Here is a 24,410-nt window from a genome sequence, read left to right as displayed (position 1 = left end):
TCACAAGAGTTATGTATGGTGATCTGGTTCACCGAGCTAACAGAAAGTTGACCCAGCTCACAATCTAGGACGGTCGAGTGCGCATAGGGGGAAGCCGGGGTGAGAGCCCCGCCGCCGCGACTGTGCGGCAGCGAGCACTTCGGAACACGCGCAAGCCGATATTCGGCATGGCAATAATCGCTCCATTGGTCTTCGCGGGCGCGGTCAGCGCCGAACCTCCGTCATTTCCGGTGCGAATGCCGCCGCCGATCCATGCCCGGGTCACTCCGGTGGCCGCGGTCTCCCCGACCTTCCCCGACCTCACCGGGCCCGCCGTCGTCGCGATCGACCGCGGCCCGACCGTCTTTCACGTCGCCGAGCCCGCACTGTCCGCCCCTCCGCCGGCGATGATCGTCAATGCGCGCGGAGCACTGGGCATTCCGAGCATCGCCCTGGCCGCCTACCGCAGTGCCGAACAAAAGATGGCCGTCGCGGCCCCGGGCTGCGGCGTCAGCTGGAACCTGCTGGCCGGAATCGGGCGCATCGAATCGGGCCACGCGGGCGGCGGCGCGGTGGACGCACGCGGCACCGCGATCAGCCCGATCTACGGCCCGTCGCTGGACGGCACGCTGCCCGGCAACGAAACCATCATCCAGAGCAGCGCCGGCAGCCGGGTGACCTACGCCCGCGCGATGGGTCCGATGCAGTTCCTGCCGGGGACCTGGGCGCGCTACGCCTCCGACGGCAAGGGCGACGGCGTCGCGGATCCGCAGAACATCTTCGACGCCACCCTGGCGGCCGCCCGGTATCTGTGCAGCGGCGGACTCAATCTGCGTGATCAGTCGCAGGTCTTGACCGCGATTCTGCGCTACAACAACTCGATGCCCTACGCGCAGAACGTGCTGGGCTGGGCGGCGGCCTACGCCACCGGTGTTGTTCCGGTCGACCTGCCGCCGATGACCGGCCCGCCGCCGCCGCTGGGCGACGCGCATCTCGAGCATCCCGAAGGGCTCGGGCCCAACCTGCCGATGAACGTCAACGGCCTGCCGCTGGACGACCCGCTGGCGCGCATCCCACTGATCGACTTGAGCAGCCCCGGGCAAGTCAGTCAGCCGCCGATGTTCCCGTGGATGACACCCACACCCCAGCAGGCGCCGGCTCAAGCCCCAGGCTGCACGGTGATCTGCATCAATTCGCAGGCTTCGCCGCCTGCCGGGGCGCCGCCACCGTCCGCGCCCCCGCCGCCACCGTTCGCGCCCGCACCGCCACCGCTGGCGCCCGCACCGCCGTTCGGCGCGCCGCCGCCGGATGCCGGAACCCCGCCGGCTCCGAACGCCGCGGGGCCCTCGCAAGCCGCGCCGGCACCCAAGCCTGCCGGCCCGTCGGGCGCGGCCCCCGGCGCGCTCCAACCGAAGCAGCCCGGACCCGGTCCGACCAGCTGACCTGCGCCACGGCGACTGCAAGCGGGTATCGCGAGCACCTCCCGCTTGCGGGGATGGGTCGCCGCCAACGGGCCCACTCCCGCACGCCTACACTCGGCGGTGATGTCCCGCCACGACTCTTCTGATTCAGACGCCGACCTGAGCGCGGCTATCCGCAGCGCCCTGAGCAAGGTGATCGACCCCGAACTGCGGCGTCCGATCACCGAGCTTGGCATGGTCAAGAGCATTGACACCGAGCCCGGTGGCGCGGTGCATGTCGCGATCTACCTGACCACCGCCAGTTGCCCGAAGAAAACCGAGATCAGCGACCGCGTCAGCCAGGCGGTCTCGGACGTCCCGGGCACCGGCACGGTGAAGGTCACCTTGGACGTGATGAACGACGAGCAGCGCACCGAGTTGCGCAAGCAGTTGCGCGGCGATGCCCGCGAGCCCGTTATCCCGTTCGCACAACCGAATTCGCTGACGCGCGTGTACGCCGTGGCCTCCGGCAAGGGTGGTGTCGGCAAGTCCACCGTCACGGTCAACCTGGCGGCGGCGATGGCGACCCGCGGCCTGTCGGTCGGTGTGCTGGACGCCGATATCCACGGCCATTCCATCCCCCGGATGATGGGCACCACCGACCGGCCCACCCAGGTCGAGTCGATGATCCTGCCGCCCATCGCGCACGAGGTGCGGGTCATCTCGATCGCTCAGTTCACCGAGGGCAACACGCCGGTGGTCTGGCGCGGGCCGATGCTGCACCGCGCGCTGCAACAATTCCTGGCCGACGTGTATTGGGGCGATCTGGACGTGCTGCTGCTCGACCTGCCGCCGGGGACGGGCGACATCGCCATCTCGGTGGCGCAGCTGATCCCGAACGCGGAGATCCTGGTGGTGACGACACCACAGCTGGCCGCGGCCGAAGTCGCCGAGCGGGCCGGCAGCATCGCGCTGCAAACCCGCCAGCGAGTGGTCGGCGTCGTGGAGAACATGTCCGGGCTCACCCTGCCCGACGGCTCCACGCTGAACGTGTTCGGTGAGGGCGGTGGCCGGCAGGTGGCCGAGCGGTTGTCCCGGGCGGTCGGCGCCGATGTGCCACTGCTGGGTCAGATCCCGCTGGATCCCGAACTGGTGGCCGCCGGCGATTCCGGCACGCCGCTGGTGCTGAGCGCCCCCGATTCGCCGGTTGGCAAGGCATTGCGCGGGGTCGCAGACAGCTTGTCGTCGCGCAAGCGCGGACTGGCCGGCGTATCGCTCGGGCTCGATCCGACCCGGCGCTGAGAACGCGGCCGAGCGGTCAGGTCGCGTCGGTGTCGAACGGCGTGCGGCCGCCAGCCGGGTGTTCGACCACCGGCGTCTGCCCGTTGGCCGCAGGCGGGGCCGGGTGCGGAGTCTCCGGCGAAGCTGAGCTCACCGGTTTGTCGAAGCTGCCGGTCAGGAACGAGTCGTCACCGTCCAGCAAGTGCTTGGTCAGTGCCGCACGTGGTGTCATGCCTCGCAGCTTTTGCAGCTCGCTGAGCGGGACGCGCAGCTCGTCGAACTCGGGCCCGAGGTCCTCACGCAGCTGACTGCTCACGCCGCTGAGGTAGTCACGCGCCTGACGCAAGGCGTTCGACGTCCAGCGGATGGCGCCCGGCAGCCGCTCCGGCCCCAGGACCACCAGCCCGACCACCACGAGGACGAGCATGTGCTCCCAGCTCAGGCTGCCGAACATCAGCTGCCGTCAGGGTCTGGTTTGACGGTCAGCGTGACGTGCCGGCCGTCGCGGACCACCTCGATCGGGGAATCCTGGCCGATGGTCAGCTGCCGCACGGCGACGACGAACTCGTCGGCGTCGGCCACGTTGCGGTTACCCACCTTGACGACGACGTCGTTCTCCAGCACTCCGCCCTTTTGCGCGGGGCTTCCCGCCTTCACGTTGGCCACCTGCGCGCCGGACGCGATCGCGTTGCTCACCGACCGGGTGCTGACCCCCAGCGTCGGGTGCACGATCTTGCCGTCCTTGATCAGCGTCTCGGCCACCTGCTTGGCCTCGTTGATCGGGATCGCGAAGCCCAGCCCACTTGCGCTGTCGGACAACGACTTACCCGCGGTGTCGATGCCGATCACCTGGGAATCCATGTCGATCAGCGGACCACCGGAGTTTCCGTGGTTGATCGACGCGTCAGTCTGTAGCGCGTCGATCACCGTGTCGGTGTCCGAGCCCTCCCCCGACAGCGGCACCGGTCGGTGCAGCGCGCTGATGATGCCGTGCGTCACGGTGCTGCGCAGTCCTAGCGGCGCACCCGCGGCAAGGACCTCGTCACCCACCCGCACCTTGTCCGAATCACCCAGGCGCGCCACCGACAAGTTGTCGACGTTGTCGACCTTCAGCACGGCCAGGTCGGTCTTGGGGTCGCGGCCCACCAGGTTCGCCGGAACGTCTTTGCCGTCGTTGAACACCACCGTGGTCTTGAACTGACTGGGATTGTTCGCCGCCTCGGAGATGACGTGGTTGTTGGTGACGATGTAGCCGCGGCCGTCGATGACGACGCCGGAACCCTGCATGCCTTCTTGGTCGCTCTTGGATTCGATGGTCACCACGGCGCCCGCCGTCGCGGCCGCCACCTTGGCGAAGCGGCCGGCCGGGGATTCACCGTTGCCGTTGGTCGACAGCGTCACCTTCGAGGTGGTGAACGCCTCGGCGACTTCGGCCGTCTTGCGGCCGATCACACCGCCCAGCACGCCGATGACCAACGCGATCAGCAGCAAGACCAGCAAGGCGAGGTAGGACACCTTGCCGCCGAACAACACGTCGCGCACACCGAGTTTGCCGCCGTAGCCCAGCGCGGTCCCGGGGCGTGACGGGGCCACCGCCGGTGTGCCCAGCGCCGCCGCGGCCCCGGGGTCTCGCCAGGGATCGTCGAGCTCGTCGGGCGCCACACCGTCTTTCTCGGCAGCCAGCGCGCCGGCGTCCACCGGGTGGCGCTGCAGCGAGTCGGGGCTGCCGTCCGGCCGGTGGAATGCCTCGGCCAGGACGGGGTCGGCCGGTCGATCGGTGGGCCGGAATTCGGCCTGGTCGCGGTACTTCTGCGGACGGACCCGTTCGGCCACGAACGACCCGCGCAGCCCGTCGGGACGACTGAACTCCCGACGCGATGCGGGGTCGACCGGCGGCCGTGAGATGGGGCGCGGCGCTAACCGGCTGCCGCTGTCTTTTGCTTGGTCGTAGCCTTGGTCGGAGGTCACGTTGTCCCTTTGGATCCTCTACTTGAGCGCTCGAGACGGGCCTTTACCGGGCGAAATACGCGGCACCGGCGCTGTCCGTGTCCACCCTAGTATCCACGGCGCGCCGTTGGTCGCCACGAACTACCGGCGCTTGCGCCGGTCAGGGCCGTCAGGGTCCGCGAACCGGTCGGATGGCTGTGCGGAGGAGCCGTCGGGCGAATCGTAGGGAATGTCAGCCAGCATGCCTAGCAGCGTGCTGGGGATCCGGATGGGTCGCGAATCACGCAGCGCCGCCCGTGCCCGGCTCTGGCCGTCGACCTCGGCCGCACACTGAGCGCACAGCGAGAGATGATGCGCGGCCCGCAGGTGGGCGTTCATCCGCAGCTCGCCGTCGACGAACGCCGCGATCGCTTCGACGGACAGGTGCTCGGTGGAGCCGAATTGGCGCGGGGCGCCGACGGGTGCGTCGCTTTGGGAGGCGAACTGAGCGGGGAGCCAGGAGAACGCGCGGCGGAACACATGTCCTCGATCGGCCATCACCAGCTCCTCGCCACTCAATTTCTTAATCCCGCCTTATTCGAATGTAGCGCGAGCGAGGACGCAATACCGAGGGCAAGGCCACAAAGCCGCTGAATAGCTGCCCGAACGTTAGACGGGCGGTCGGTGGTTAGGCCGACTGAGCGCGCAAAGCGTCGTGGTCGGGGTGCGCGGCCAGATAGTCCCGCAACGCCTGACGTCCGCGGTGGATGCGGCTGCGTACAGTGCCGAGTTTGACGCCCAGGGTGGCGCCGATCTCCTCGTAGGACAGACCTTCGATGTCGCACAGCACGACCGCGGCACGGAACTCCGGCGGCAGCGAGTCCAGTGCGGCTTGCAGGTCAGGCCCTAACCGCGAGTCGTGAAAAATCTGCTCAGGGTTGGGCTCGTCGGCGGGCACCCGCTCGTAGTCCTCGGGCAGCGCTTCCATCCGGATGCGCGAGCGCCGGCGAACCATGTCCAGGAAGAGGTTCGTGGTGATGCGGTGCAGCCAGCCTTCGAACGTTCCCGGCTGATAGTTCTGCACCGACCGGAAGACCCGAATGAAGGTCTCCTGAGTGAGATCCTCGGCGTCGTGCTGATTGCCGGAAAGCCGGTATGCCAGCCGGTAGACCCGGTCGGCATGCTGGCGCACCAACTCGTCCCAGGACGGCATGGCCGCCTTGTCTCCGGTCGCGTCGAAGACCGCGGTGCCTTGCAGCGCGTCGGACGGCTCCACCCACACATCGGCGGGGAGTTCCTGCGCATGAGACATGCTGGACGGGCTGAGAAGCGTGGTGATGATCGAATCCTCCGAATCAGGTGCGCCGAACAGCGGCACTTCGTCACTGGCGACAACAGGCGGTTCCCAATCGGTATTCCCGGTCCCACGCCCTCCGTGATCCATAGGGCTACCGTCGCCTACCGGAGTATGTGCGGTATATGAACAGTCTGAGCTGAACCTGAGAAACCGTATCGTTACCTGCGCTGTGCAGGAGATATCCACCGCGGGGTGACCTTAAACGCATACGCCCGGTTGGGCGTGTCGCCGCGATCGGATTCAGGCGCGCCTGTCGGACCGCGCGGCGAATTGGAATACGCTGCGGGCATGGACGGCACCGACGCAGAAGCTCCCGGCCAGACGGCGCCCAGCCGGGCCGAAGCGCTCTTCGCGCACGCGGAGAGCTCGATATCGGAAGACGCGTTGCTGGCCGCCGCCCGCGAGCGGGCCATGGACATCGGTGCGGGCGCGGTGACGCCGACTGTGGGGGCGTTGCTGAGCCTGCTGACCAAGCTGAGTGGCGGCAAGGCCATCGCCGAGGTCGGCACCGGCGCAGGCGTCAGCGGGTTGTGGTTGCTGTCCGGGATGAGCGACGACGGTGTCTTGACGACGATCGACATCGAGCCGGAGTACCTGCGGCTGGCCAAGCAGGCGTTCGCCGAAGCCGGCATCGGTCCGTCGCGCACCCGACTGATAGGTGGCCGCGCCCAGGAGGTGCTCACCCGGCTTGCCGACGAGTCCTATGACCTGGTGTTCATCGATGCCGACCCGATCGATCAGCCGGATTACGTCGTCGAGGGCGTGCGGCTGCTGCGACCCGGCGGCATCATCGTGGTGCACCGGGCCGCGCTGGGCGGGCGGGCCGGCGACCCGGCGGCCCGCGACGCCGAGGTGGTCGCGGTGCGGGAGGCGGCCCGCCTGATCGCCGAGGACGAGCGGCTCACCCCGGCGCTGGTGCCGCTCGGCGACGGCATTCTGGCCGCCGTCCGCGACTGATTCGCCGCCTTTTTCACCGCGACCTTTTCACGCGACTTCTTCGCCTCCGCCCACACCTTTACGAATTCTTGACGCGCGCCTTCCTTGACTGCAGGCTGAACGTGCGTTTAGCGTACTGAACATGCGTTCAGCCGACCTGACGGCCGCCGCCCGCATCCGAGATGCGGCCATCGAGCAATTCGGCCAGCACGGGTTCGGTGTCGGGCTGCGCGCCATCGCCGAAGCGGCCGGCGTGAGCGCGGCGCTGGTCATCCACCACTTCGGCTCCAAGAAGGGCCTGCGCAAAGCCTGCGAGGACTACATCGCCGAAACGATCCGCGGCACCAAGTCCGAAGCGCTGCAATCCAACGAGCCGGCCACCTGGTTCGCCCAGTTGGCCGAGATCGAAGAGTACGCGCCGTTGATGGCGTATCTGGTGCGCAGCATGCAGGCCGGTGGGGATCTGGCGAACATGCTGTGGCGCAGGATGATTGACAACGCCAAGGAATACATGGACGAGGGTGTGCGCGCCGGGACGATCAAGCCCAGTCGTGACCCCGAGGCCAGGGCCAGATATCTGGCGATCACCGGCGGCGGCGGCTTCCTTCTCTACATCCAAATGCATGAAACACCAACAGATTTGCGTGCGGTGCTGCGCGACTACTCGCGCGACATGATATTGCCCGCGCTCGAGGTCTACACCGAGGGACTGCTGACCGACCGGACCATGTACGACGCATTCCTGGCCGCTGAAGATCAAGGAGAATCTGATGCCAACTGAAAACTCGACCGGTGTTGCGCCCATCGAGATCCGCGGTCTCACCAAGAATTTTGGTGCGGTGCGGGCGCTGGACGGCCTGGACCTCACCGTGCGGGAAGGGGAAGTGCATGGTTTCCTCGGACCCAACGGCGCCGGGAAGTCGACGACGATCCGCATCCTGCTGGGCCTGGTGAAGGCCGACGGCGGCAGTGTGCGACTGCTCGGCGGCGACCCGTGGACCCAGTCCGTCGCCCTGCATCGTCACATCGCCTACGTTCCCGGCGATGTGACGCTGTGGCCGTCGCTGACCGGCGGCGAGACCATCGACCTGCTGGCCCGCATGCGGGGCGGCATCGACAAGAAGCGCCGCGCCGAACTGATCGAGCGCTTCGATCTGGACCCGCACAAGAAGGCGCGCACGTATTCCAAGGGCAACCGGCAAAAGGTCTCGCTGATTTCGGCGTTCTCCTCGCACGCCAGGCTGCTGCTGCTGGACGAGCCGAGCAGCGGTCTGGACCCGTTGATGGAGAACGTGTTTCAGCAGTGCGTGGCGCAGGCCCGCGACCGGGGCACGACGGTGTTGTTGTCCAGCCACATCCTGGCCGAAACGGAAGCGCTGTGCGAACGGGTGACGATCATCCGGGCCGGCAAGACGATCGAAAGCGGTTCACTGAACTCGATGCGGCACCTGAGCCGCACCTCGATCAAGGCCGAAATGACCGGCGATCCAGGCGATCTCCGGCGTATCAAGGGTGTTGAGGACGTCAGTGTCGAAGGCAACACGCTGCGCGCTCAGGTCGACAGCGAAAGCCTGGGTGAGCTCATCCGCGTGCTCGGCGATGCCGGAGTGCGCAGTCTGGTCAGCCAGCCGCCCACGCTCGAAGAGCTTTTCCTGCGCCACTATGACACGTCCGGAGGCACCTCAGGCGGCGACGGTCGGCACGGCCGCGATGAAGCCAGGGCGCTGTCATGAGCACCACAACGCTGGACCGGCCTTTCGCGTCGGCATCGCCTGCACCGCATGGCAGTTCGAGTTTTTCCGGAACGCTGGCGATGCTGCGGCTCTACCTGCGCCGCGACCGGGTCTCAATGCCGCTATGGGTGTTGCTGCTCTCGGTGCCGTTGGCCACGGTGTACGTCGGCAGCATCGAGAAGGTCTACCCCACCGAAGCGGCCCGCACCGGGTTCGCGGCCTCCATCATGGCCAGTCCGGCCCAACGCGCCCTGTACGGTCAGGTCTACAGCAACAGCCTTGGTGCCGTGGGCATTTGGAAGGCGGGGATGTTTCACGTGCTGATCGCGGTAGCCGTCATTCTCACCGTGATCCGGCACACCCGCGCCGACGAGGAGAACGGCCGGACCGAGTTGGTGGACTCGACCGCCATCGGCCGCTATGCCAGCCTGAGCGCGGCGCTGTTGCTGTCGTTCGGGGCATCGATTGCCACCGGCGCCATCGGCGCCGCCGGACTGTTGAGCACTCACGTCCCGGCCGCCGGATCGTTGGCATTCGGGACGGCGCTGGCCTGCTCTGGCCTGGTGTTCACCGCCGTTGCCGCGGTGACCGCGCAGCTTTCGCCGAGCGCCCGGTTCGCCCGCGGTGCCGCATTCGCCGTACTGGGCGCCGCGTTCACCCTGCGCGCCGTCGGCGACGCCGGTGACGGCACGCTGTCGTGGCTGTCACCGCTGGGCTGGTCGCTGCAGGTGAAACCGTATGCGGGCGATCGCTGGTGGGTGCTGCTGCTGCACCTGGTGACGACGGGTGTGCTGACCGTGCTGGCGTATCGATTGCTCGCCGGCCGCGATGTCGGCGCCGGGCTCATCGCGGAACGTCCCGGCCCCGCCGTCGCCGCGCCGGCGCTGGGTAACGCCCTCGGGCTGACCTGGCGGCTGGACCGCGCGGCGCTGCTGCTGTGGACCGTGGGATTGTTCTTGTATGGCCTGCTGATCGGCAGCGTGGTGCACGGTATCGGCGACGAACTGGGCGACAGCGGCGTGGCGCGCGACATCGTCGCACGGATGGGCGGCACCAGCGCCCTCGAGCAGGCTTTCATCGCCGTTGCGTTCGCCATGATGGGCATGGTGGCCGCCGCGTTCGCCATCTCACTCACGTTGCGGTTGCATCAGGAAGAGTCTAGCCAGCGAGCCGAAACGGTACTGGCCGGTGCGGTGTCCCGAACCCGTTGGCTGGCAAGCCATTTAGTGACCGCGCTGGCCGGATCCGCGGTGGCGATGCTGGCCAGCGGAGTGACCGCCGGCATCGTCTACGGCGTCTCGGCCGGCGATGTCGGCGCCAAGCTGTCCATGGTCGTCGGGAGCGCGGCCGTCCAACTGCCCGCCGTGTGGCTGTTGTCGGCGGTGACGGTGTTATTGTTCGGCGTTGCGCCGCGGCTGACGCCGGTGGCCTGGGGTGTGCTGATCGGCTTCGTCGCCCTGTATCTGATCGGATCGCTGGCCGGGTTCTCGCAGTGGCTGCTCGACCTGGAACCCTTCGCCCACATCCCGCGGATTGGCGCAGATTTCACCGTCGTGCCGCTGTTGTGGCTACTGGCCATCGACGTAGTGTTGACGATTCTGGGTGTCATGGCTTTTCGGCGCCGCGATCTACATTGCTAGGAGCGTGATGAAAACCGGAATCAGAGTAACGGCGACGTCCATCTGGGGCATTCTCTCGTGGATCTTGATCCTGCTACTGCCGGCCGGCACCCTGCACTACTGGCAGGCGTGGCTCTTCATCGCCGTGTTCACCGTGGCCACCATCGTCCCCACCGTCTACCTGAGTCGGACCAATCCCGCGGCGCTGCAGCGCCGGATGCGTGCGGGACCACGAGCCGAACCCAGGAAGGCTCAGAAGTTCATCATCACCGGCTCGTTTCTGGGCCTGTTCGCGACGATGGTGTTCAGCGCACTCGACCATCGATTCGGATGGTCATCGGTACCGCCGTGGCTGTCGGTGCTCGGCGACGTCCTGGTGGCGACGGGGCTCGGCATCGCCATGCTGGTGATCGTGCAGAACAGCTACGCCGCCGCCACGGTCACGGTGGAAGCCGGCCAGACAGTGATTTCCAACGGCCTCTATCGATACGTACGCCACCCGATGTACGTCGGAAACGTGATCATGATGATCGGTATCCCGCTGGCGCTCGGCTCGTACTGGGGACTGCTCTTCGTCATCCCGGGCACATTCGTGCTCATCCTGCGCATCCTGGACGAGGAAAAGCTGCTCACCCGGGAGTTGCCCGGCTACCCCGAATACGCCCAACGCGTGCCCTACCGGCTGGTGCCGCGCGTCTGGTAACTCGGCGGTATTGGCGTGGTGCACAATCGACCACCGGCGCTGGACCGTCCGTGGCGACGTGGCGGCGCACTACGCTACGCGCTGAACAGAATTCGCGGCATCGCCAGACCCCCCGTCACCGTCACCGATCCACCCGGTGACCTGCACGCCGACCGCGACGTGGCCGTTGCCACGCGAGACGGAACGGTATTGCGCATCAACGTCTTTCGCGCGGGCGGCGACAACGCGGCGCCCCGGCCGGTCATCCTGAGCATCCATCCCTACGGCAAGGACAACCTGCCGACCCCGCGCGGCGGCAAGACGACGTTCTCGAAGCAATACCGCGTCATACGCCAGCCACAGCCGGTGGCGTTTTCCACCCTGACCGGTTGGGAGGCACCGGATCCGGTCTGGTGGACCGCGCACGGTTTCGTCGTGGTGAATGCCGACTCCCGCGGCTGCGGTCATTCGGACGGCACCGGAAACCTGCTCTCTCACCAGGAAGCCGAGGACACCTATGACCTGGTGCAGTGGATCGCCACACAGCCGTGGAGCGACGGCAACGTGGTCATGCTCGGGGTGTCCTACCTGGCGATCAGCCAGTACGCCGTTGCCGCCCTGCGGCCGCCGGCATTGCGGGCGATCTGCCCGTGGGAAGGCTTCACCGATGCCTACCGCGACCTGATGTTTCCGGGTGGCGTGCAGGAGACCGGCTTCAGCCGGTTGTGGTCGCGCAACCTGAGTCGCGATACCCGGCAGAGCTACGACCTCGCCCGGATGCAGGACGACCACCCGCTGCGCGACGAGTTCTGGCGCTCGCTGGCACCCGACCTGTCGGCGATCAAGGTGCCGATGCTGGTGTGCGGCAGCTTCTCCGACAACAACCTGCACAGCCGCGGTTCGGTGCGGGCATTCGTGCACGGCGGCTCTGACCACGCCCGGCTCTACATGCATCGCGGCGGCAAGTGGGCGACCTTCTACTCCGACACGGCGCTGGCCGAACAGCTGAAGTTCTTTCGCGACGTGCTGGACGGTGCTTCGGCCCGCCGCAGTGTGCGCCTGGAAGTGCGTGAGGATCGCGACACCGTCACCGCGGTGCGTGAAGAAGCCGAATGGCCGCTGGCCCGCACGCGTTGGCGCCCATTGTATCTGGGCGAAGCCGGTGCGCTGACGCCCGAGCCGCCCGCGGCTGCCGGCCGTATCACTTTCCAAACACAGTCCAGTGCAGCGTCTTTCACCTGGACCGCGCCCGAAGACATCGAGCTGACCGGCCCGATGGCGGCCCGGTTGTGGGTCGAACTGAGCGGCTGTGACGACGCGAACCTGTTCGTCGGCGTGGAGAAGTGGCGCAGCGGAAGGTTTGTCGGCTTCGAGGGGTCCTATGGATACGGCCGCGATCGGGTGACCACCGGGTGGCAGCGGGTCGCGCTGCGCGCACTGGATCCCGAACTGTCCCGGCCGGCCGAACCCGTCATCGCCGGTACCGATCCGCGGCCGGTCTCCCCCGGAGAATTGGCCCTGGTGGAGGTCGCACTTGGGCCGTCGGCGACGTTGTTCCGCGCCGGGGAACAGTTGCGACTGGTGGTCGCCGGGCGGTGGTTAGCCCCGAAAAACCCACTGTACGGCCAGTTTCCGGGCGGCTACGCGGGTTCGCCGCGGGGTCGCATCACCCTGCATTGGGATCCGCAGCGCGACGCACACCTGTTGATCCCGGAGATCCCCTGCTAGGCCCGACGGCGCCACCGCTCAGCGGTGCACTACCCCGTTCGCCACGCTAGATCCAAACGCCCTTGCCGACCGCGACCACGCCGCCGGCGCTGATCGCGAAGCGCTCCCGATCCCTTTCCAGATCGACACCGACCATCTCGCCGGGACCGACAACCACGTTCTTGTCCAAAATCGCGTGGCGCACCACCGCGCCGCGGCCGACCCGGGCGCCGGGCATGATCACGCTGCCCTCCACGATCGCGCCGTCGTCGACCACCACATTGGACGACAGCACCGAATTGCGCACCGATGCCGCCGAGATGATGCTGCCGGCACCCACCACGGACTCCTGCGCGGAACCGCCGTTGACGAACTTGGCGGGCGCCAGGTTCTCCGACTCACCCCGGATCGGCCAGCGCTTGTTGTACAGGTTGAACACCGGGTGCACCGACACCAGGTCCATGTGCGCGTCGTAGAACGCATCCAGCGTCCCCACGTCGCGCCAATAGGCCCGGTCACGGTCGGTGGCCCCGGGTACCTCGTTGTCGTTGAAGTCGTACACGGCGGCCATCCCGTCAGCGACCAGTCGCGGGATGATGTCACCGCCCATGTCGTGATCGGAGTGGTCATCGTCGGCGTCCGCGCGGATCGCGTCGATGAGCACCTTGGTGGTGAAGATGTAATTGCCCATCGACACGAACGTCGCCTCGGGGTCATCCGGGGTGCCCGGCGGATCCAGTGGCTTCTCCACGAAATCGCGGATGCGGCCCGACTCGTCGGAGTCGATGCAGCCGAACGCGGTGGCTTCGCTGCGCGGCACCCGGATGCCGGCCACCGTCGCGCCGGCGCCACTGTCGATGTGGAACCGCACCATCTGCTCGGGGTCCATCCGGTACACGTGGTCGGCGCCGAAAACCACTATGTAGTCCGGGTCTTCGTCATAGATCAAATTGAGCGACTGGTAGATCGCATCGGCCGAGCCGGTGTACCAGCGCGGGCCGAGGCGCTGCTGTGCGGGCACCGGCGTGATGTACTCACCGGCCAGGCCGGACAGCCGCCAGTTCTGCGAAATATGACGGTCCAGTGAATGCGACTTGTACTGGGTGAGAACGCAGATGCGCAGATACCGGGCATTTACGAGGTTGGACAGCACGAAGTCGATCAGCCGATAGGCGCCACCGAAGGGGACTGCGGGCTTGGCGCGGTCCGCGGTCAGCGGATACAACCGCTTGCCCTCACCCCCGGCCAGGACGATGCCCAGCACATGTGGCGCTTCCCTCATGGTTCAAACCTATCGGCCCCAGCGAAGGGCTGCCAGGGGGAACAGGCTATTAGCAGTGTTCTGTGCGGCTGTCCGTCAAGGTATTTGGCTGCGCACGCCCGGCAAGATCGCCCCGACGGGGTGGCCTACCCGGCTCGCGGCCGCCCTCCTCGGCAAACTACCGTGCGGGTATGCGGGTGGCGATGATGACGCGGGAGTACCCACCGGAGGTCTACGGCGGAGCGGGAGTACACGTCACCGAACTCGTCGCCCAGCTGCGTCGGCTGTGTGCGGTCGACGTGCATTGCATGGGCGCACCCCGCCCGGGCGCCCAGGGCGTGTACGTGCACCAGCCCGACCCGCGGCTGCAGGGCGCCAATGCGGCGATGTCGATGCTGTCCGCCGACCTGATGATGGCCAACGCCGCGTCGGCGGCCAACGTGGTGCATTCACACACCTGGTACACCGGCATGGCCGGTCATCTGGCCGCCCTGCTGCACGGCATCCCGCACGTCTTGACCGCGCATTCGCTGGAACCGCTGCGCCCATGGAAGGCCGAGCAGCTCGGTGGCGGCTACCGGATCTCGACCTGGGTCGAGCAGACCGCGGTGCTGGCCGCACAGGCCGTCATCGCGGTCAGCTCCGCGATGCGCGAGGACGTCCTGCGCGTCTACCCCACACTGGATCCCAGCACCGTGCACGTCATCCGCAACGGCGTCGACACCGACGTCTGGTATCCCTCCGGTCCGGTCCAAACGGGGTCGATACTGACCGAGCTCGGCGTCGATCCGGCCCGGCCCATGGTGGTGTTCGTGGGTCGGATCACCCGGCAGAAGGGGCTTTCGCACCTGGTGGCCGCCGCCCACCATTTCAGCCCGCAGGCGCAGGTGGTGTTGTGCGCCGGCGCCCCCGATACCCCGGAGATCGCCGAGGAGATTCGCGACGCCGTGGCCGGGCTGGCCCGCAGTCGCACGGGTGTGTTCTGGATTCGGGAGATGCTGCCTATCGGAGAGTTACGCGAAATCTTGTCGGCGGCATCTGTTTTCGTATGCCCGTCGGTGTACGAGCCGCTGGGCATCGTGAATCTGGAGGCGATGGCCTGCTCGACTGCGGTGGTGGCCTCGGATGTCGGCGGCATCCCTGAGGTGGTTGCTGACGGGGTTACCGGGACGCTGGTGCACTACCGCCCCGACGATGCGAGCGGATATCAGGCCGGATTAGCCGAAGCGGTCAACGAGCTGATCGCCGACGGCGAAAAAGCGCACCGCTACGGCAAGGCTGGCCGGCAGCGCTGCGTCGAGGAGTTCTCCTGGGCCCACGTCGCCGAGCAGACCTTGGAGATCTATCGGAAAGTGTGTGCGTAGCGCCGCCGGCATTTTTCGGCGGCGAGCCCTAGGTGGAGCTTGTGACGCCCTTGAGTTCGTCACCGAGGGCGGCGGCTTCGTCGGGCGTCAGCTCGACGACCAGTCGACCGCCTCCTTCAAGTGGTACCCGCATCACGATGCCGCGCCCCTCCTTGGTCGCTTCAAGAGGACCGTCGCCGGTCCGGGGCTTCATCGCCGCCATCGAGTGCTCCCTCCAGATTCGAGCTGGCCCGCCCGTACGGACCTGGTCGGCACCGAGCACGCCCCGCCAGCGAAATTCAAGCCATGCCCGGCATCGAACTGCTTTATCACCCCTCCATTGTTCCCTATCCAGGTCACCACTTGTACAAAGACCCACATCTGTGTGCTCAGCGAGCAGTCGCGGGGACCCAGCAGCCGCGAATATGGTCGTCGACCATGCCGGTCGCCTGCATCAGCGCATAGGCGGTGGTCGGACCCACAAAGCGGAACCCGCGCCGCTTGAGTTCTCCTGCCATGGCCTTCGATTCGTCAGTGGCCGAGGGGATTTGCGACGCGTCGGCCGGCCGGGATCGCGGCGACGGCGCAAATGACCACAGCAGGTCCGCCAGGTCCGCCGACGTTCCCAGTTCGGCGGCGGCGCGCGCATTGGCAATCGTCGCCTCAATCTTGGCGCGGTTGCGCACGATTCCCTGATCCGCCATCAGCCGCTGCACGTCGGCATCGGTGTACTCGGCGACGGTGGTGATGTCGAACCCGGCGAACGCGCGCCGGAAGTTCTCCCGTTTCCGCAGGATGATCAACCACGACAGGCCACTTTGAAAGGCCTCCAGGCTCATCCGTTCAAATAGCGCGACCCCGTCGCGCACCGGTTGGCCCCACTCCCGGTCGTGGTAGTCGCGGTAGAGCTCGAAGTCGGGTCCTGGTCGCACAGTGGCCCAACTGCAGCGAACCAGTTCGTCTTCACTCACATTGAGTCCTGACGTTCCTCGCCGTCGTCGGGTTCACCGGATTCGTCGTCGGCCTGCTGCTCGGCGCCCGGCGTGGCCTGCACGGTAGCCAGTTGGCCGCGCAGCGCCTCGAGTTCGCGGGCGAGCCGGTCCAGCACCCAGTCGACTTCACTGGTTTTGTAGCCGCGCAGCACCTGGGTGAACTTGACGGCGTCGACGTCGGACCCGGTCACCCCGAACGCTGGCAACACCGTGGCCGTCGTGCCCCGGGGCAGCGGCGGCAACTGCTCGCCGCGACCGAACAACAGGCTGGCCGCGCCGAACAGGACGATCGCCACCAGCACCAGGACCACCAGGTACAGCAACACCAACGCCACGTGATCGATATTGCCCTATGCCACCGACACGGCAACGGTCAGCGTGAACCTACGGGCCTACCTGGGTCTGATCGCCTGCATCGGCGGCCGGTCGGCCAGTGACACCGGTGAGGTGTGCTGACTGTAGCCATAGCCGCCGGGGCCGTCGGCCACGAACTGGGTCAACCCGACTCCGGAGTCGGGAATCCCGCAGCGTGACAGCAGGGTCGCGATGACCTGGCGGCTCATCGCACCCAGCTCGGCCAGGGGCCGGTTACGGTGCGCGCGGACACCCAGGTTGACCTGGGCGATGGCATCCAGACCCAGCCGGTCGAAGGTGTCCACCAGCAGGCCGATCTCCACGCCGTAGCCCGGGGCGAACGGCACCGAAGTCAGCAGTTCCCGGGTGGCCGCGTACTCGCCGCCGAGCGGCTGCAGCATGAAACCCAGCTCGGGCCGCAGCGCGGCGAGCAGCGGCCGGGCCACCAGCTCGGTGACCCGCCCGCCGCCGGTATCACCGGCCGCCGCCTCGCCGACATTGAGCGGTCGCCGGTAGAAGCTCTTGACCAGGTGGACGCCGTCGCCGGTGAGCAGCGGGCCCACCAGCCACGGCACGAACATCGGGTGCGGGTTGATCAGGTCGGAGTCGACGAACACCACGATGTCGCCGCAGGTGGCCGCGAGCGAGCGCCATAACGCCTCGCCCTTGCCCGGCCGTATCGGCACCTCGGGCAGCGCCTGCTCGCGGGTGACGACGCGGGCACCCGCGGCGACGGCCCGGATCTCGGTGTCGTCGGTGGAGCCGGAGTCCAGCACGATCAGCTCGTCCACCAGCCCGTCGACCAGCGGCGAGATGCTCTCGATCACCGACTCGATGGTCTCTTCCTCGTTGAGCGCCGGCAGCACCACCGAGATGGTTCGGCCCGCCTTCGCGGCCTCCAGCTCGGCGATGGTCCAGCTCGGCCGGTTCCAGCTGCGGTTGGCCAGCCAGGTGTCACCGGGCCGGGCGGCGAGCATCCGGTCGTTGGCGAGATCGCCGGCGACCAAGTCCGATGTCGTCATGCCAGGCCCCTTACCGTGCGCGTCGGCGGGCGCGTCCCCTGGATCGAGGCCACCATTTCCAGCACCCGCCGGGTGGCCGCGACCTGGTGCACGCGGAACATCCGCGCACCAGCGGCGGCCGCCAGCGCGGTGGCCGCCAACGTTCCCTCGAGGCGCTCGGTCAATTCCACACCCAGAGTCTCCCCGACGAAGTCCTTGTTACTCAAAGCCATCAGCACGGGCCACCCGGTATCCACCAGATCGCTGACGTGGCGCAACAGCAGCAGCCCGTGGAAGGTGTTCTTGCCGAAGTCGTGGGTGGGGTCGATCAGCACCCGGTCGCGGGCCACCCCGCACGCCACCGCGCGCTCGGCGGCCGTGGTGACCTGGGCGATGACGTCATCGACCACGCCGCGGGTGGTGGTCCCGTAGTTCACCCGGAACGGCCGGGTCCGCGGCAGCGCGTTGCCGGTGTGCGAGCAGACCAGTCCGGCGCCGAATTCCGCGGCCACCTCCGGCAGCGCCGGGTCGATGCCGCCCCAGGTGTCGTTGATCAGGTCGGCGCCGGCCGCACAGGCCACCTTGGCGACCTCCGAGCGCCAGGTATCGGCGCTGATCAGTTGGTCCGGATAGGCGTCGCGCAGCCATTCGATGAAGGGCACCAGCCGGTCGATCTCGGTGTCGGCATCCACCTCTTGACCGGGGCCGGCCTTGACGCCGCCGATGTCGATGACGTCGGCCCCCTCGGCCACGGCCCGGTGCACGGCCTCCCTGGCGGCCTCGTCGGTGAAGTTCGCGCCCCTGTCGTAGAACGAGTCCGGGGTGCGATTGACGATCGCCATGATCAGCGCACGATCGCCTGCGACCGGGCGGCCGCATAGCGTTGATCGGCCGGCGGACGCCGGCGGTGTCGAGTGCACATGTATATGGTGCCCGGTCGCCGCCGCGCGCGCGGCCCGGGGATCGCAGACACCCGATCATGGACCCCAGCGCTCGAATGTGCGGCCAGCCGCACCGTCGGCCTCAGCGGGCCCGGCGCCCTAGGGGCGTTTACCCTCGGCTACCTCGCCGGGGTAGTCGTCGTAATACGGCACGTAGCCCTCGTCGCGCCCGGCCAGCACGTACAGCGGGTCCTTCACGTCCGAGCCGTAGGCCTGTTCGCGCAGCTCCACCTTGCGGCTCTTGAAGGTGGTGGTCTGCTCGATGGATTCCACCACTCGCACGAACAGCGGCAGTGCGTAGCCGGGGAGCTGGTCGTAAACGGCACGGGTCAACGACTGGCCGTCGAACTCGGCGCCGCTGCGCAGTTTGACCGCGGCCATTCCGGCGCGGCCGCCGGTGTTCGGAACCTCGACCCCGAAGACCGTGCAGTCCTCGACAGAGTCGTCGGACGCCAGCGCAGCCTCCACCTGCGTGGTGGCCACGTTCTCGCCCTTCCAGCGGAAGGTGTCGCCGAGCCGGTCGACGAAGGCGGCGTGGCCCATGCCCTGCGGGCTCATCACGTCGCCCGTGTTGAACCAGCAGTCACCCTCACGAAAAGCGTTGCGGACCAGCTTCTTTTCGCTCGATTCGGGGTCGGTGTAGCCGTCGAAGGGCTGCAACTTGTTGACCGGGCTGAGCAACAAGCCGGGCTCTCCGGGCGGGACGCGACGAACCCGTCCGTTGTCGTCGCGCAGCGGGGCGCCGGTTTCGTGGTCGTACTCGACGTAGGCCAGCGGCAGCGGGAACAGACCGGTGGATCGGGGCACGTTGAAGATATTGATGAAGGCGGCGTTGCCTTCGCTGGAGGCGTAGAACTCACAGACGCGGGCGATGCCGAATCGCTTGGTGAAATCGTCCCAGATCTCGGGGCGCAGCCCGTTCCCGGCGATCAACCGCACCTTGTGTGCGCGGTCGGTCGGCTTGGCCGGCTGGTTGAGCAGGTACCTGCACACCTCGCCGATATAGATGAAAGCCGTGGCTTCGTTGGCGATCACTTCGTCCCAGAACTTCGACGCCGAGAACGACTTGCCCAGCGCCAGCGTCGCCCCCGAGTTGATCACCGACGACAGTGCCACCGTCAGCGCGTTGTTGTGGTACAGCGGCAGACAGCAGTAGAGGGTGTCGGAACTCTTCAGTCGCAACCCGATACCGCCGAACGCCGCCAGCGCCTTCAGCCAGCGCAGGTGCGTCATGACGCTGGCTTTGGGGTAACCCGTTGTGCCCGAGGTGAAGATGTAGAACGCGGTGTCTCTGGCATGCACGGCCGACGCCGAGGCGGGGTTGGTGGCCGGGGCGCTCACCGCGAACCGCTCCAGGTCCTCGACGGTCAGCGTCTCGGTGCTGCCCGAACCGCCACTCTCGGCCACCGCGCTGACCAGGTCCGTCTCGGCGATGAGCACCTTGGCGTCCAGCAGGCCGAGGCTGTGCGCGAGCACGTCGCCGCGCTGGTGGTAGTTGAGCATGCCGGCGACCGCGCCACACTTGACCGCGGCCAGCATGGCCAGCACGGTATTGGGCGAGTTACGCAGCATGATGGCGACGACGTCGCCCTGGCCGACACCACGCGCGGCCAGCACGGCGGCATATCTGTTGGCGGCGGCGTTGGCGTCGCGGTAAGTCAGTTGCTGATCACCGAGCCGCAGGAAGATCCGGTCGCCGAAGCGGGCGGCCCGCTCCTGGAACACCGTGCCGATCGATTTCTTGGAGCCCGGCTGGGCCAGCAGTCCGGTCATCGCGCCGCGCACGATCACCGGCAGGTCCGCCAGCACGGCCGGCACCCGAGATGCGATGTCGGTCAGTTTGACCGCCGTGCGCGCTTCCCCGTCACGATCGGACACGTGATCCCCTCGATTCGTTTGCAAAGTCAAGCTCGGCGGACAGCCTAGTAGGGGTGGCAAACCCATCGACTACCTCAGCCGGGTGCGCACGCGTCGAGCGCCGCACTCACCTTGTCAACCAGCACCAACCGATCCATCGCCACCTGCGAGATGTAACCGCTGTCCAGCAACCCGCACAACCAGGTCCACAGCCCCTCGTAGTGGCCGAAGGGGTCCAGCAGCACGATGGGTTTGTCGTGCAGACCGAGGAAGGCCGTCGTCCAAGCGTCAAGCAACTCGTCGAGGGTGCCGATACCACCGGGCAGCACGACGAACGCGTCGGCCCGCTGTTCCATGACCTGCTTGCGCTCGTGCATGGTGTCGCTGACGATCAACTCGTCGGCTTCCGCGTCGGCGATCTCGCGGCGCATCAAGATCTTGGGGATGACGCCGACGGTCCGGCCGCCGCGGGCGCGCGCCCCGCTCGCCACCGCGCCCATTGCCGACACCCGGCCACCGCCCCACACCAACGTCCACCCGCGTTCGGCGATCGCCTCGCCGAGTTCTGCAGCGACGCCGAGCAATTCGGGGTGCTCCGGGCCGGATGCGCAGTACACGCACACCGACCACTCGCCTGATGAATCGCTTTCGCCGGGCATATCCGCCAAAGGTAGACCAACCGCACATAGCCGTCATATCTGGGGCTTTCGCCCTGGCGGCCGGCTCGGGCACCCTAAAATTCGGCAGTGCCGATTCGTTGGAACGTCCCCCAGCATGCGGCGGCCGCAGAACGGCTGGACGCGGCTTTGGCGGTCCGGGGCGCAGTGGTGTTGGGACCGGACGGCGTCGGCAAATCCACCTTGGCCCGGGTGGCCGCCGAGCGCTTCGCCGATCGTCATCCCGACGCGCTCACCCGCTGGGTGACCGGCACTCCGACGGAACGCACCGTCCCGTTCGGGGCGTTCAGCCATCTGGTGGAGATCACCGAGATCGGCAAGCCGGCCGCGCTGTTGCGGGCGGCGCGGGCATCGCTGGGCGGTGACGACCTGCTGCTCGTCGTCGACGACGCGCAATACCTCGACGTGCTGTCGGCGACGCTGGTCTACCAGCTGGCGCGGCGTGGCGCTGGACGGCTCATCGTCACCGCACGGGCCGACTCCTCGCCTGAAGCGATCGCCGCGCTGTGGACCGACGGCCTGCTCCCCCGGATCGACATCGAGCCTCCCGGCGGGGCGACCACGCCGGCGGAGATCGACACGTTCCTCGCCGAACTACCCGAAGCGGCGCGATCGGTGCTGGACTATCTCGCCGTCGCGGAACCGCTGTCGGTCGCCGATCTGACCGTGCTCGCCGGCGACGGCGCGGTGGCCGACGCGGTCAGCTGGGGTGCGGCGGAGACCCGGGTGCGGGGCGGGTCCTCCGACGACCCGGTCGTCTACACCGCGCACCCACTGTTCGCCGAGCGGGCGCGCACCGCGCTGGATCCCGACGACGCCCGGCAAAAGCGCACCGATCTGGTCAACCTGCTGTCGCGGCATCCGTCCGGGCAGCTCAGCGACCGGCTGCGGCTGGTGTCGTTGGCGCTGGACAGCGACAGCGCCCCGCGGGCCGCCGACGTCGTGGCCGCCGCCCAGCAGGCGCTGCGGCTAGGCGACCTGGCGTTGGGCGAACGGTTGTCCCGGTCGGCGTTGCAGCGGTCCGGCGGGTTGGCGGCGCGGCTAGCGCTGGCCCACGCGCTGGCGTGGCAGGGTCGTGGCCGCGAGGCCGATGCGGTGCTGTCCGAGGTCGACTCCAGCGCGTTGACCGAAGCGGCGCTGATGGATTGGGCCCTGCTGCGGGCAGCGAACCAGTTCTGGATGCTGAGTGAACCGGAGCGGGCCACCGCGTTCCTGCGGACCGTGCGCAATCGGGTCACCGACAGCGGTCCGCGGAACACCCTGGACGCGCTGAGCGCGACCTTCGCGATGAACGCGGGCAATGTCGGGCACGCCGTCAAGGTGGCCGGCGAGGTCCTCGCATCGGCGTCGGCCGATGACCAGGCGGTGGCCTGGGCGGGCAGTGCGGCCGCCTTGTGCTCGGCGCGCCAAGGCCGATTCGATGACGTCGAGCCTTTTGCCGAGCGCGCCTTGGGCGCCGAACATCCCGGGCTGCTGCGCTTCACGATCGGGCTGGGCCAGACCACCGCGCTGTTGATGGCCGGGCGGTCCGATCAAGCCCACCAGCTGGCTCAGCAATTCACCGACTTCGCCGAGCTGCAACAGCCGGGCCGCGCCATCGGCGAGGTGCTGCTGGCGCATGTATTACTTGCTGGTGGCGAATTTGCTTCTGCAGCAGCGTTATTGACACCGGCGGCGGCCGCCCTGGAACGCACCGGTTACTCGTGGGGCCCGCTGTCACTGACGCTTTTGGCCACCGCGCTGGCCCAACAGGGCGACACCGCGGCGGCGGCAAAGGCATTGAGCAGGGCCGAATCTCGGCACGGAACCAAGTCGGCGCTGTTCGCGCCCGAGCTCGGTGTGGCGCGGGCATGGCGGCTGGCCTTGATGCGCGACTCATACGGCGCGGTGGCCGCCGCTCGCGATGCCGCCCGGATGGCCGAACGCGGTGGGCAGCGGGGGGCGGCATTGCGGGTCTGGCACGAGGCGGTGCGGCTGGGCGACAGCCGGGCCGCTGATCCGCTGGCTCGGCTGTGCGACGAAATCGACTGCGTGGTAGGCAGAATCGCGCTGGCCCATGCCCGCGCGCTGGGGGCCGGCGATGCCGCGGCGCTGCGGGCGGTGTCGGACGAGTTGACCTCGATCGGCATGCATGCCGCCGCCGCTGACGCCGCCGCACAGGCGCAGCGGTGCGAGGCGGGGAAGGCTTAGCCGCTCAGGTAGCCGCGCAGCACGTCCACCGAAGCGGTGATATTGGCGACCGCGACCCGCTCGTCGCGTTTGTGCGCCAGATTCGGGTCACCGGGACCGAAGTTGACCGCCGGTATGCCCAGCGCGGCGAAACGCGCCACGTCGGTCCAGCCGTACTTGGCCCGGACGTTGCCGCCCGCCGCCTCGACCAGGGCCTTGGCCGCCGGTTGGGATAATCCGGGCAGCGCGCCCGCGGCCGCGTCGGTCTGTTCGATCTGCACGTCGAGCCCGGCGAGCACGTCGTGCACGTGCTGCAGGGCGTCGGGCACCGACCGGTCGGGGGCGAAACGGAAGTTGACCGTCACCGCGGCCGCATCGGGAATGACGTTGCCCGCCACACCACCGTCGATGCGGACCGCCGACAGGCCCTCACGGTAGACGCACCCGTCGATGTCGACGCTGCGTGCCTGGTATCCGGCCAGCCGCTCCAAGACCGCGCCCAGTTTGTGAATAGCGTTGTCTCCCAACCAGGATCGGGCCGAATGGGCACGGGTCCCGGTGGCACTGACCACGACACGCAGGGTGCCCTGGCAGCCGGCTTCGATGTAGCCGCCGGTGGGCTCGCCCAAAATCGCCACATCGGCGGACAGCCAGTCCGGCAGCTCCCGTTCGATGCGGCCCAAACCGTTTGCCGCCGCGTCGATTTCCTCGCAGTCGTACATCACCAGGGTGAGATCGTGCAGCGGTTCGGCCACCGTGGCGGCCAGGTGCAGAAAGACCGCGTCCCCGGATTTCATGTCCGCCGTGCCGCACCCGTACAGGTCGCCGCCCTCGCGGTGACTGGGCAGGTTGTCCGCCACCGGCACGGTGTCCAGGTGTCCGGCCAGCAGAACCCGCGAGGGCCGCCCGCGCTGGGTGCGTGCCAGCACCGCGTTTCCGTTGCGGACGATCTCGAAGCCCGAGGTCTGGGCCCGCAGGGCGGCCTCCACCTCGTCGGCCAGCCGCGCCTCGTTTCTCGATTCGCTGGGGATGTCCACCAGCGCCGCGGTCAGCGCGATCGGATCTGCGCGTAAGTCCAGCACGATCTCAGGGTAGTGGCGATCGCAAGCGCGGCGGAGCCGGGCGCAGCGGGTCGCCACCCTCTGACCCAGTGGCGATCGCAAGCGCGGCGGAGCCGGGCGCAGCGGGTCGCCAC

23 protein-coding genes are annotated in these 24,410 nt (G+C 68.0%); 10 read left to right on the top strand and 13 right to left on the bottom strand.

The genetic code is table 11. From position 1 onward, the window contains the following. The first annotated feature begins 77 nt into the window (after positions 1-77). Both A5625_RS15425 and A5625_RS15420 read left to right on the top strand, forming a co-directional pair. Positions 78-1,421: a lytic murein transglycosylase gene (locus tag A5625_RS15425; protein WP_066995288.1), complete on the top strand. Its 1,344-nt coding sequence runs from the start codon at positions 78-80 to the stop codon at positions 1,419-1,421. 102 nt (positions 1,422-1,523) lie between these two features. Next, on the top strand, positions 1,524-2,681 hold the full coding sequence (locus A5625_RS15420) for an Mrp/NBP35 family ATP-binding protein (protein ID WP_156748260.1): 1,158 nt from the start codon (positions 1,524-1,526) through the stop codon (positions 2,679-2,681). A gap of 16 nt (positions 2,682-2,697) precedes the next feature. Here A5625_RS15420 and tatB read toward each other — a convergent pair whose 3' ends face one another. The 4 genes from tatB to sigE form a co-directional block, all read right to left on the bottom strand. Continuing rightward, on the bottom strand, positions 2,698-3,114 hold the full coding sequence (gene tatB, locus A5625_RS15415) for a Sec-independent protein translocase protein TatB (protein WP_066995282.1): 417 nt from the start codon (positions 3,112-3,114) through the stop codon (positions 2,698-2,700). Continuing rightward, complete coding sequence (locus A5625_RS15410) at positions 3,114-4,628, bottom strand: S1C family serine protease (protein ID WP_066995279.1); 1,515 nt, start codon at positions 4,626-4,628, stop codon at positions 3,114-3,116. Before A5625_RS15410 ends, tatB begins: the two co-directional genes overlap by 1 nt. 120 nt (positions 4,629-4,748) lie before the next feature. Beyond that, positions 4,749-5,144: an anti-sigma E factor RseA gene (rseA, locus tag A5625_RS15405; protein ID WP_197516116.1), complete on the bottom strand. Its 396-nt coding sequence runs from the start codon at positions 5,142-5,144 to the stop codon at positions 4,749-4,751. 130 nt (positions 5,145-5,274) lie between these two features. Beyond that, positions 5,275-6,030, bottom strand: coding sequence for an RNA polymerase sigma factor SigE (sigE, locus tag A5625_RS15400; RefSeq protein ID WP_066995276.1), 756 nt, complete (start codon positions 6,028-6,030; stop codon positions 5,275-5,277). Between the two features lie 201 nt (positions 6,031-6,231). On the opposite strand from sigE, the gene A5625_RS15395 reads away from it, so the two are divergent. The 6 genes from A5625_RS15395 (at position 6,232) to A5625_RS15370 (ending at position 12,641) form a co-directional block, all read left to right on the top strand. After that, on the top strand, positions 6,232-6,900 hold the full coding sequence (locus tag A5625_RS15395; RefSeq protein ID WP_066995319.1) for an O-methyltransferase: 669 nt from the start codon (positions 6,232-6,234) through the stop codon (positions 6,898-6,900). A 121-nt stretch (positions 6,901-7,021) separates the two neighbouring features. Beyond that, positions 7,022-7,660: a TetR/AcrR family transcriptional regulator gene (locus A5625_RS15390; protein WP_066995273.1), complete on the top strand. Its 639-nt coding sequence runs from the start codon at positions 7,022-7,024 to the stop codon at positions 7,658-7,660. Beyond that, positions 7,650-8,612, top strand: coding sequence for an ABC transporter ATP-binding protein (locus A5625_RS15385; RefSeq protein WP_066995270.1), 963 nt, complete (start codon positions 7,650-7,652; stop codon positions 8,610-8,612). Before A5625_RS15390 ends, A5625_RS15385 begins: the two co-directional genes overlap by 11 nt. Beyond that, on the top strand, positions 8,609-10,252 hold the full coding sequence (locus A5625_RS15380) for an ABC transporter permease (RefSeq protein WP_156748258.1): 1,644 nt from the start codon (positions 8,609-8,611) through the stop codon (positions 10,250-10,252). The genes A5625_RS15385 and A5625_RS15380 overlap by 4 nt, the downstream gene beginning before the upstream one ends. A gap of 7 nt (positions 10,253-10,259) precedes the next feature. Then, positions 10,260-10,934, top strand: a complete 675-nt coding sequence (locus A5625_RS15375; protein ID WP_066995267.1) for an isoprenylcysteine carboxylmethyltransferase family protein — start codon at positions 10,260-10,262, stop codon at positions 10,932-10,934. A gap of 15 nt (positions 10,935-10,949) precedes the next feature. Next, entirely contained in the window at positions 10,950-12,641 is a 1,692-nt protein-coding gene (locus tag A5625_RS15370; protein ID WP_066995264.1) for a CocE/NonD family hydrolase, read from the top strand. Between the two features lie 46 nt (positions 12,642-12,687). Here A5625_RS15370 and glgC read toward each other — a convergent pair whose 3' ends face one another. Beyond that, entirely contained in the window at positions 12,688-13,902 is a 1,215-nt protein-coding gene (gene glgC / locus A5625_RS15365) for a glucose-1-phosphate adenylyltransferase (protein ID WP_066995261.1), read from the bottom strand. Positions 13,903-14,072: 170 nt separating this feature from the next. Here glgC and glgA point away from each other — a divergent pair, with 170 nt between their 5' ends. Next, entirely contained in the window at positions 14,073-15,245 is a 1,173-nt protein-coding gene (gene glgA / locus A5625_RS15360; protein ID WP_066995258.1) for a glycogen synthase, read from the top strand. A gap of 28 nt (positions 15,246-15,273) precedes the next feature. On the opposite strand, the gene A5625_RS15355 is transcribed toward glgA, so the two are convergent. From A5625_RS15355 to A5625_RS15325, 7 genes are all read right to left on the bottom strand, one after another. Further along, positions 15,274-15,447: a DUF3117 domain-containing protein gene (locus tag A5625_RS15355; protein WP_066995255.1), complete on the bottom strand. Its 174-nt coding sequence runs from the start codon at positions 15,445-15,447 to the stop codon at positions 15,274-15,276. Between the two features lie 166 nt (positions 15,448-15,613). Further along, positions 15,614-16,195 (bottom strand): DNA-3-methyladenine glycosylase I, encoded by a 582-nt coding sequence (locus tag A5625_RS15350; protein WP_066995243.1) that lies wholly within the window; start codon positions 16,193-16,195, stop codon positions 15,614-15,616. Beyond that, positions 16,192-16,551: a DivIVA domain-containing protein gene (locus tag A5625_RS15345; RefSeq protein WP_066995239.1), complete on the bottom strand. Its 360-nt coding sequence runs from the start codon at positions 16,549-16,551 to the stop codon at positions 16,192-16,194. The genes A5625_RS15350 and A5625_RS15345 overlap by 4 nt, the downstream gene beginning before the upstream one ends. 57 nt (positions 16,552-16,608) lie before the next feature. Beyond that, positions 16,609-17,592 carry a glucosyl-3-phosphoglycerate synthase gene (locus A5625_RS15340; RefSeq protein WP_066995236.1) on the bottom strand — a complete coding sequence of 328 codons (984 nt, stop codon included), beginning with the start codon at positions 17,590-17,592 and terminating at the stop codon, positions 16,609-16,611. After that, positions 17,589-18,413, bottom strand: coding sequence for a dihydropteroate synthase (gene folP, locus A5625_RS15335; RefSeq protein ID WP_066995314.1), 825 nt, complete (start codon positions 18,411-18,413; stop codon positions 17,589-17,591). Before folP ends, A5625_RS15340 begins: the two co-directional genes overlap by 4 nt. A 198-nt stretch (positions 18,414-18,611) precedes the next feature. Next, positions 18,612-20,390 carry a long-chain-acyl-CoA synthetase FadD6 gene (gene fadD6 / locus A5625_RS15330; protein WP_066995233.1) on the bottom strand — a complete coding sequence of 593 codons (1,779 nt, stop codon included), beginning with the start codon at positions 20,388-20,390 and terminating at the stop codon, positions 18,612-18,614. 74 nt (positions 20,391-20,464) lie between these two features. Further along, the gene (locus A5625_RS15325; protein ID WP_066995230.1) at positions 20,465-21,028 is read right to left on the bottom strand and encodes a TIGR00730 family Rossman fold protein; all 564 of its coding nucleotides are present in this window, start codon (positions 21,026-21,028) and stop codon (positions 20,465-20,467) included. 87 nt (positions 21,029-21,115) lie between these two features. On the opposite strand from A5625_RS15325, the gene A5625_RS15320 reads away from it, so the two are divergent. Further along, positions 21,116-23,236: an AAA family ATPase gene (locus A5625_RS15320; RefSeq protein WP_066995227.1), complete on the top strand. Its 2,121-nt coding sequence runs from the start codon at positions 21,116-21,118 to the stop codon at positions 23,234-23,236. Here the strand turns inward: A5625_RS15320 and dapE are convergent. Further along, entirely contained in the window at positions 23,233-24,297 is a 1,065-nt protein-coding gene (gene dapE / locus A5625_RS15315) for a succinyl-diaminopimelate desuccinylase (protein WP_066995225.1), read from the bottom strand. The two genes, A5625_RS15320 and dapE, sit on opposite strands and share 4 nt — an antisense overlap. Between the last annotated feature and the right edge of the window lie 113 nt (positions 24,298-24,410).

Origin of the sequence: Mycobacterium sp. 1465703.0 (genome assembly GCF_001672975.1) — a bacterium.
Classification (GTDB): domain Bacteria; phylum Actinomycetota; class Actinomycetes; order Mycobacteriales; family Mycobacteriaceae; genus Mycobacterium.
The sequence above is the reverse complement of the archived record's forward strand: the minus strand, read 5'-3'. Positions and strand labels throughout refer to the sequence as shown.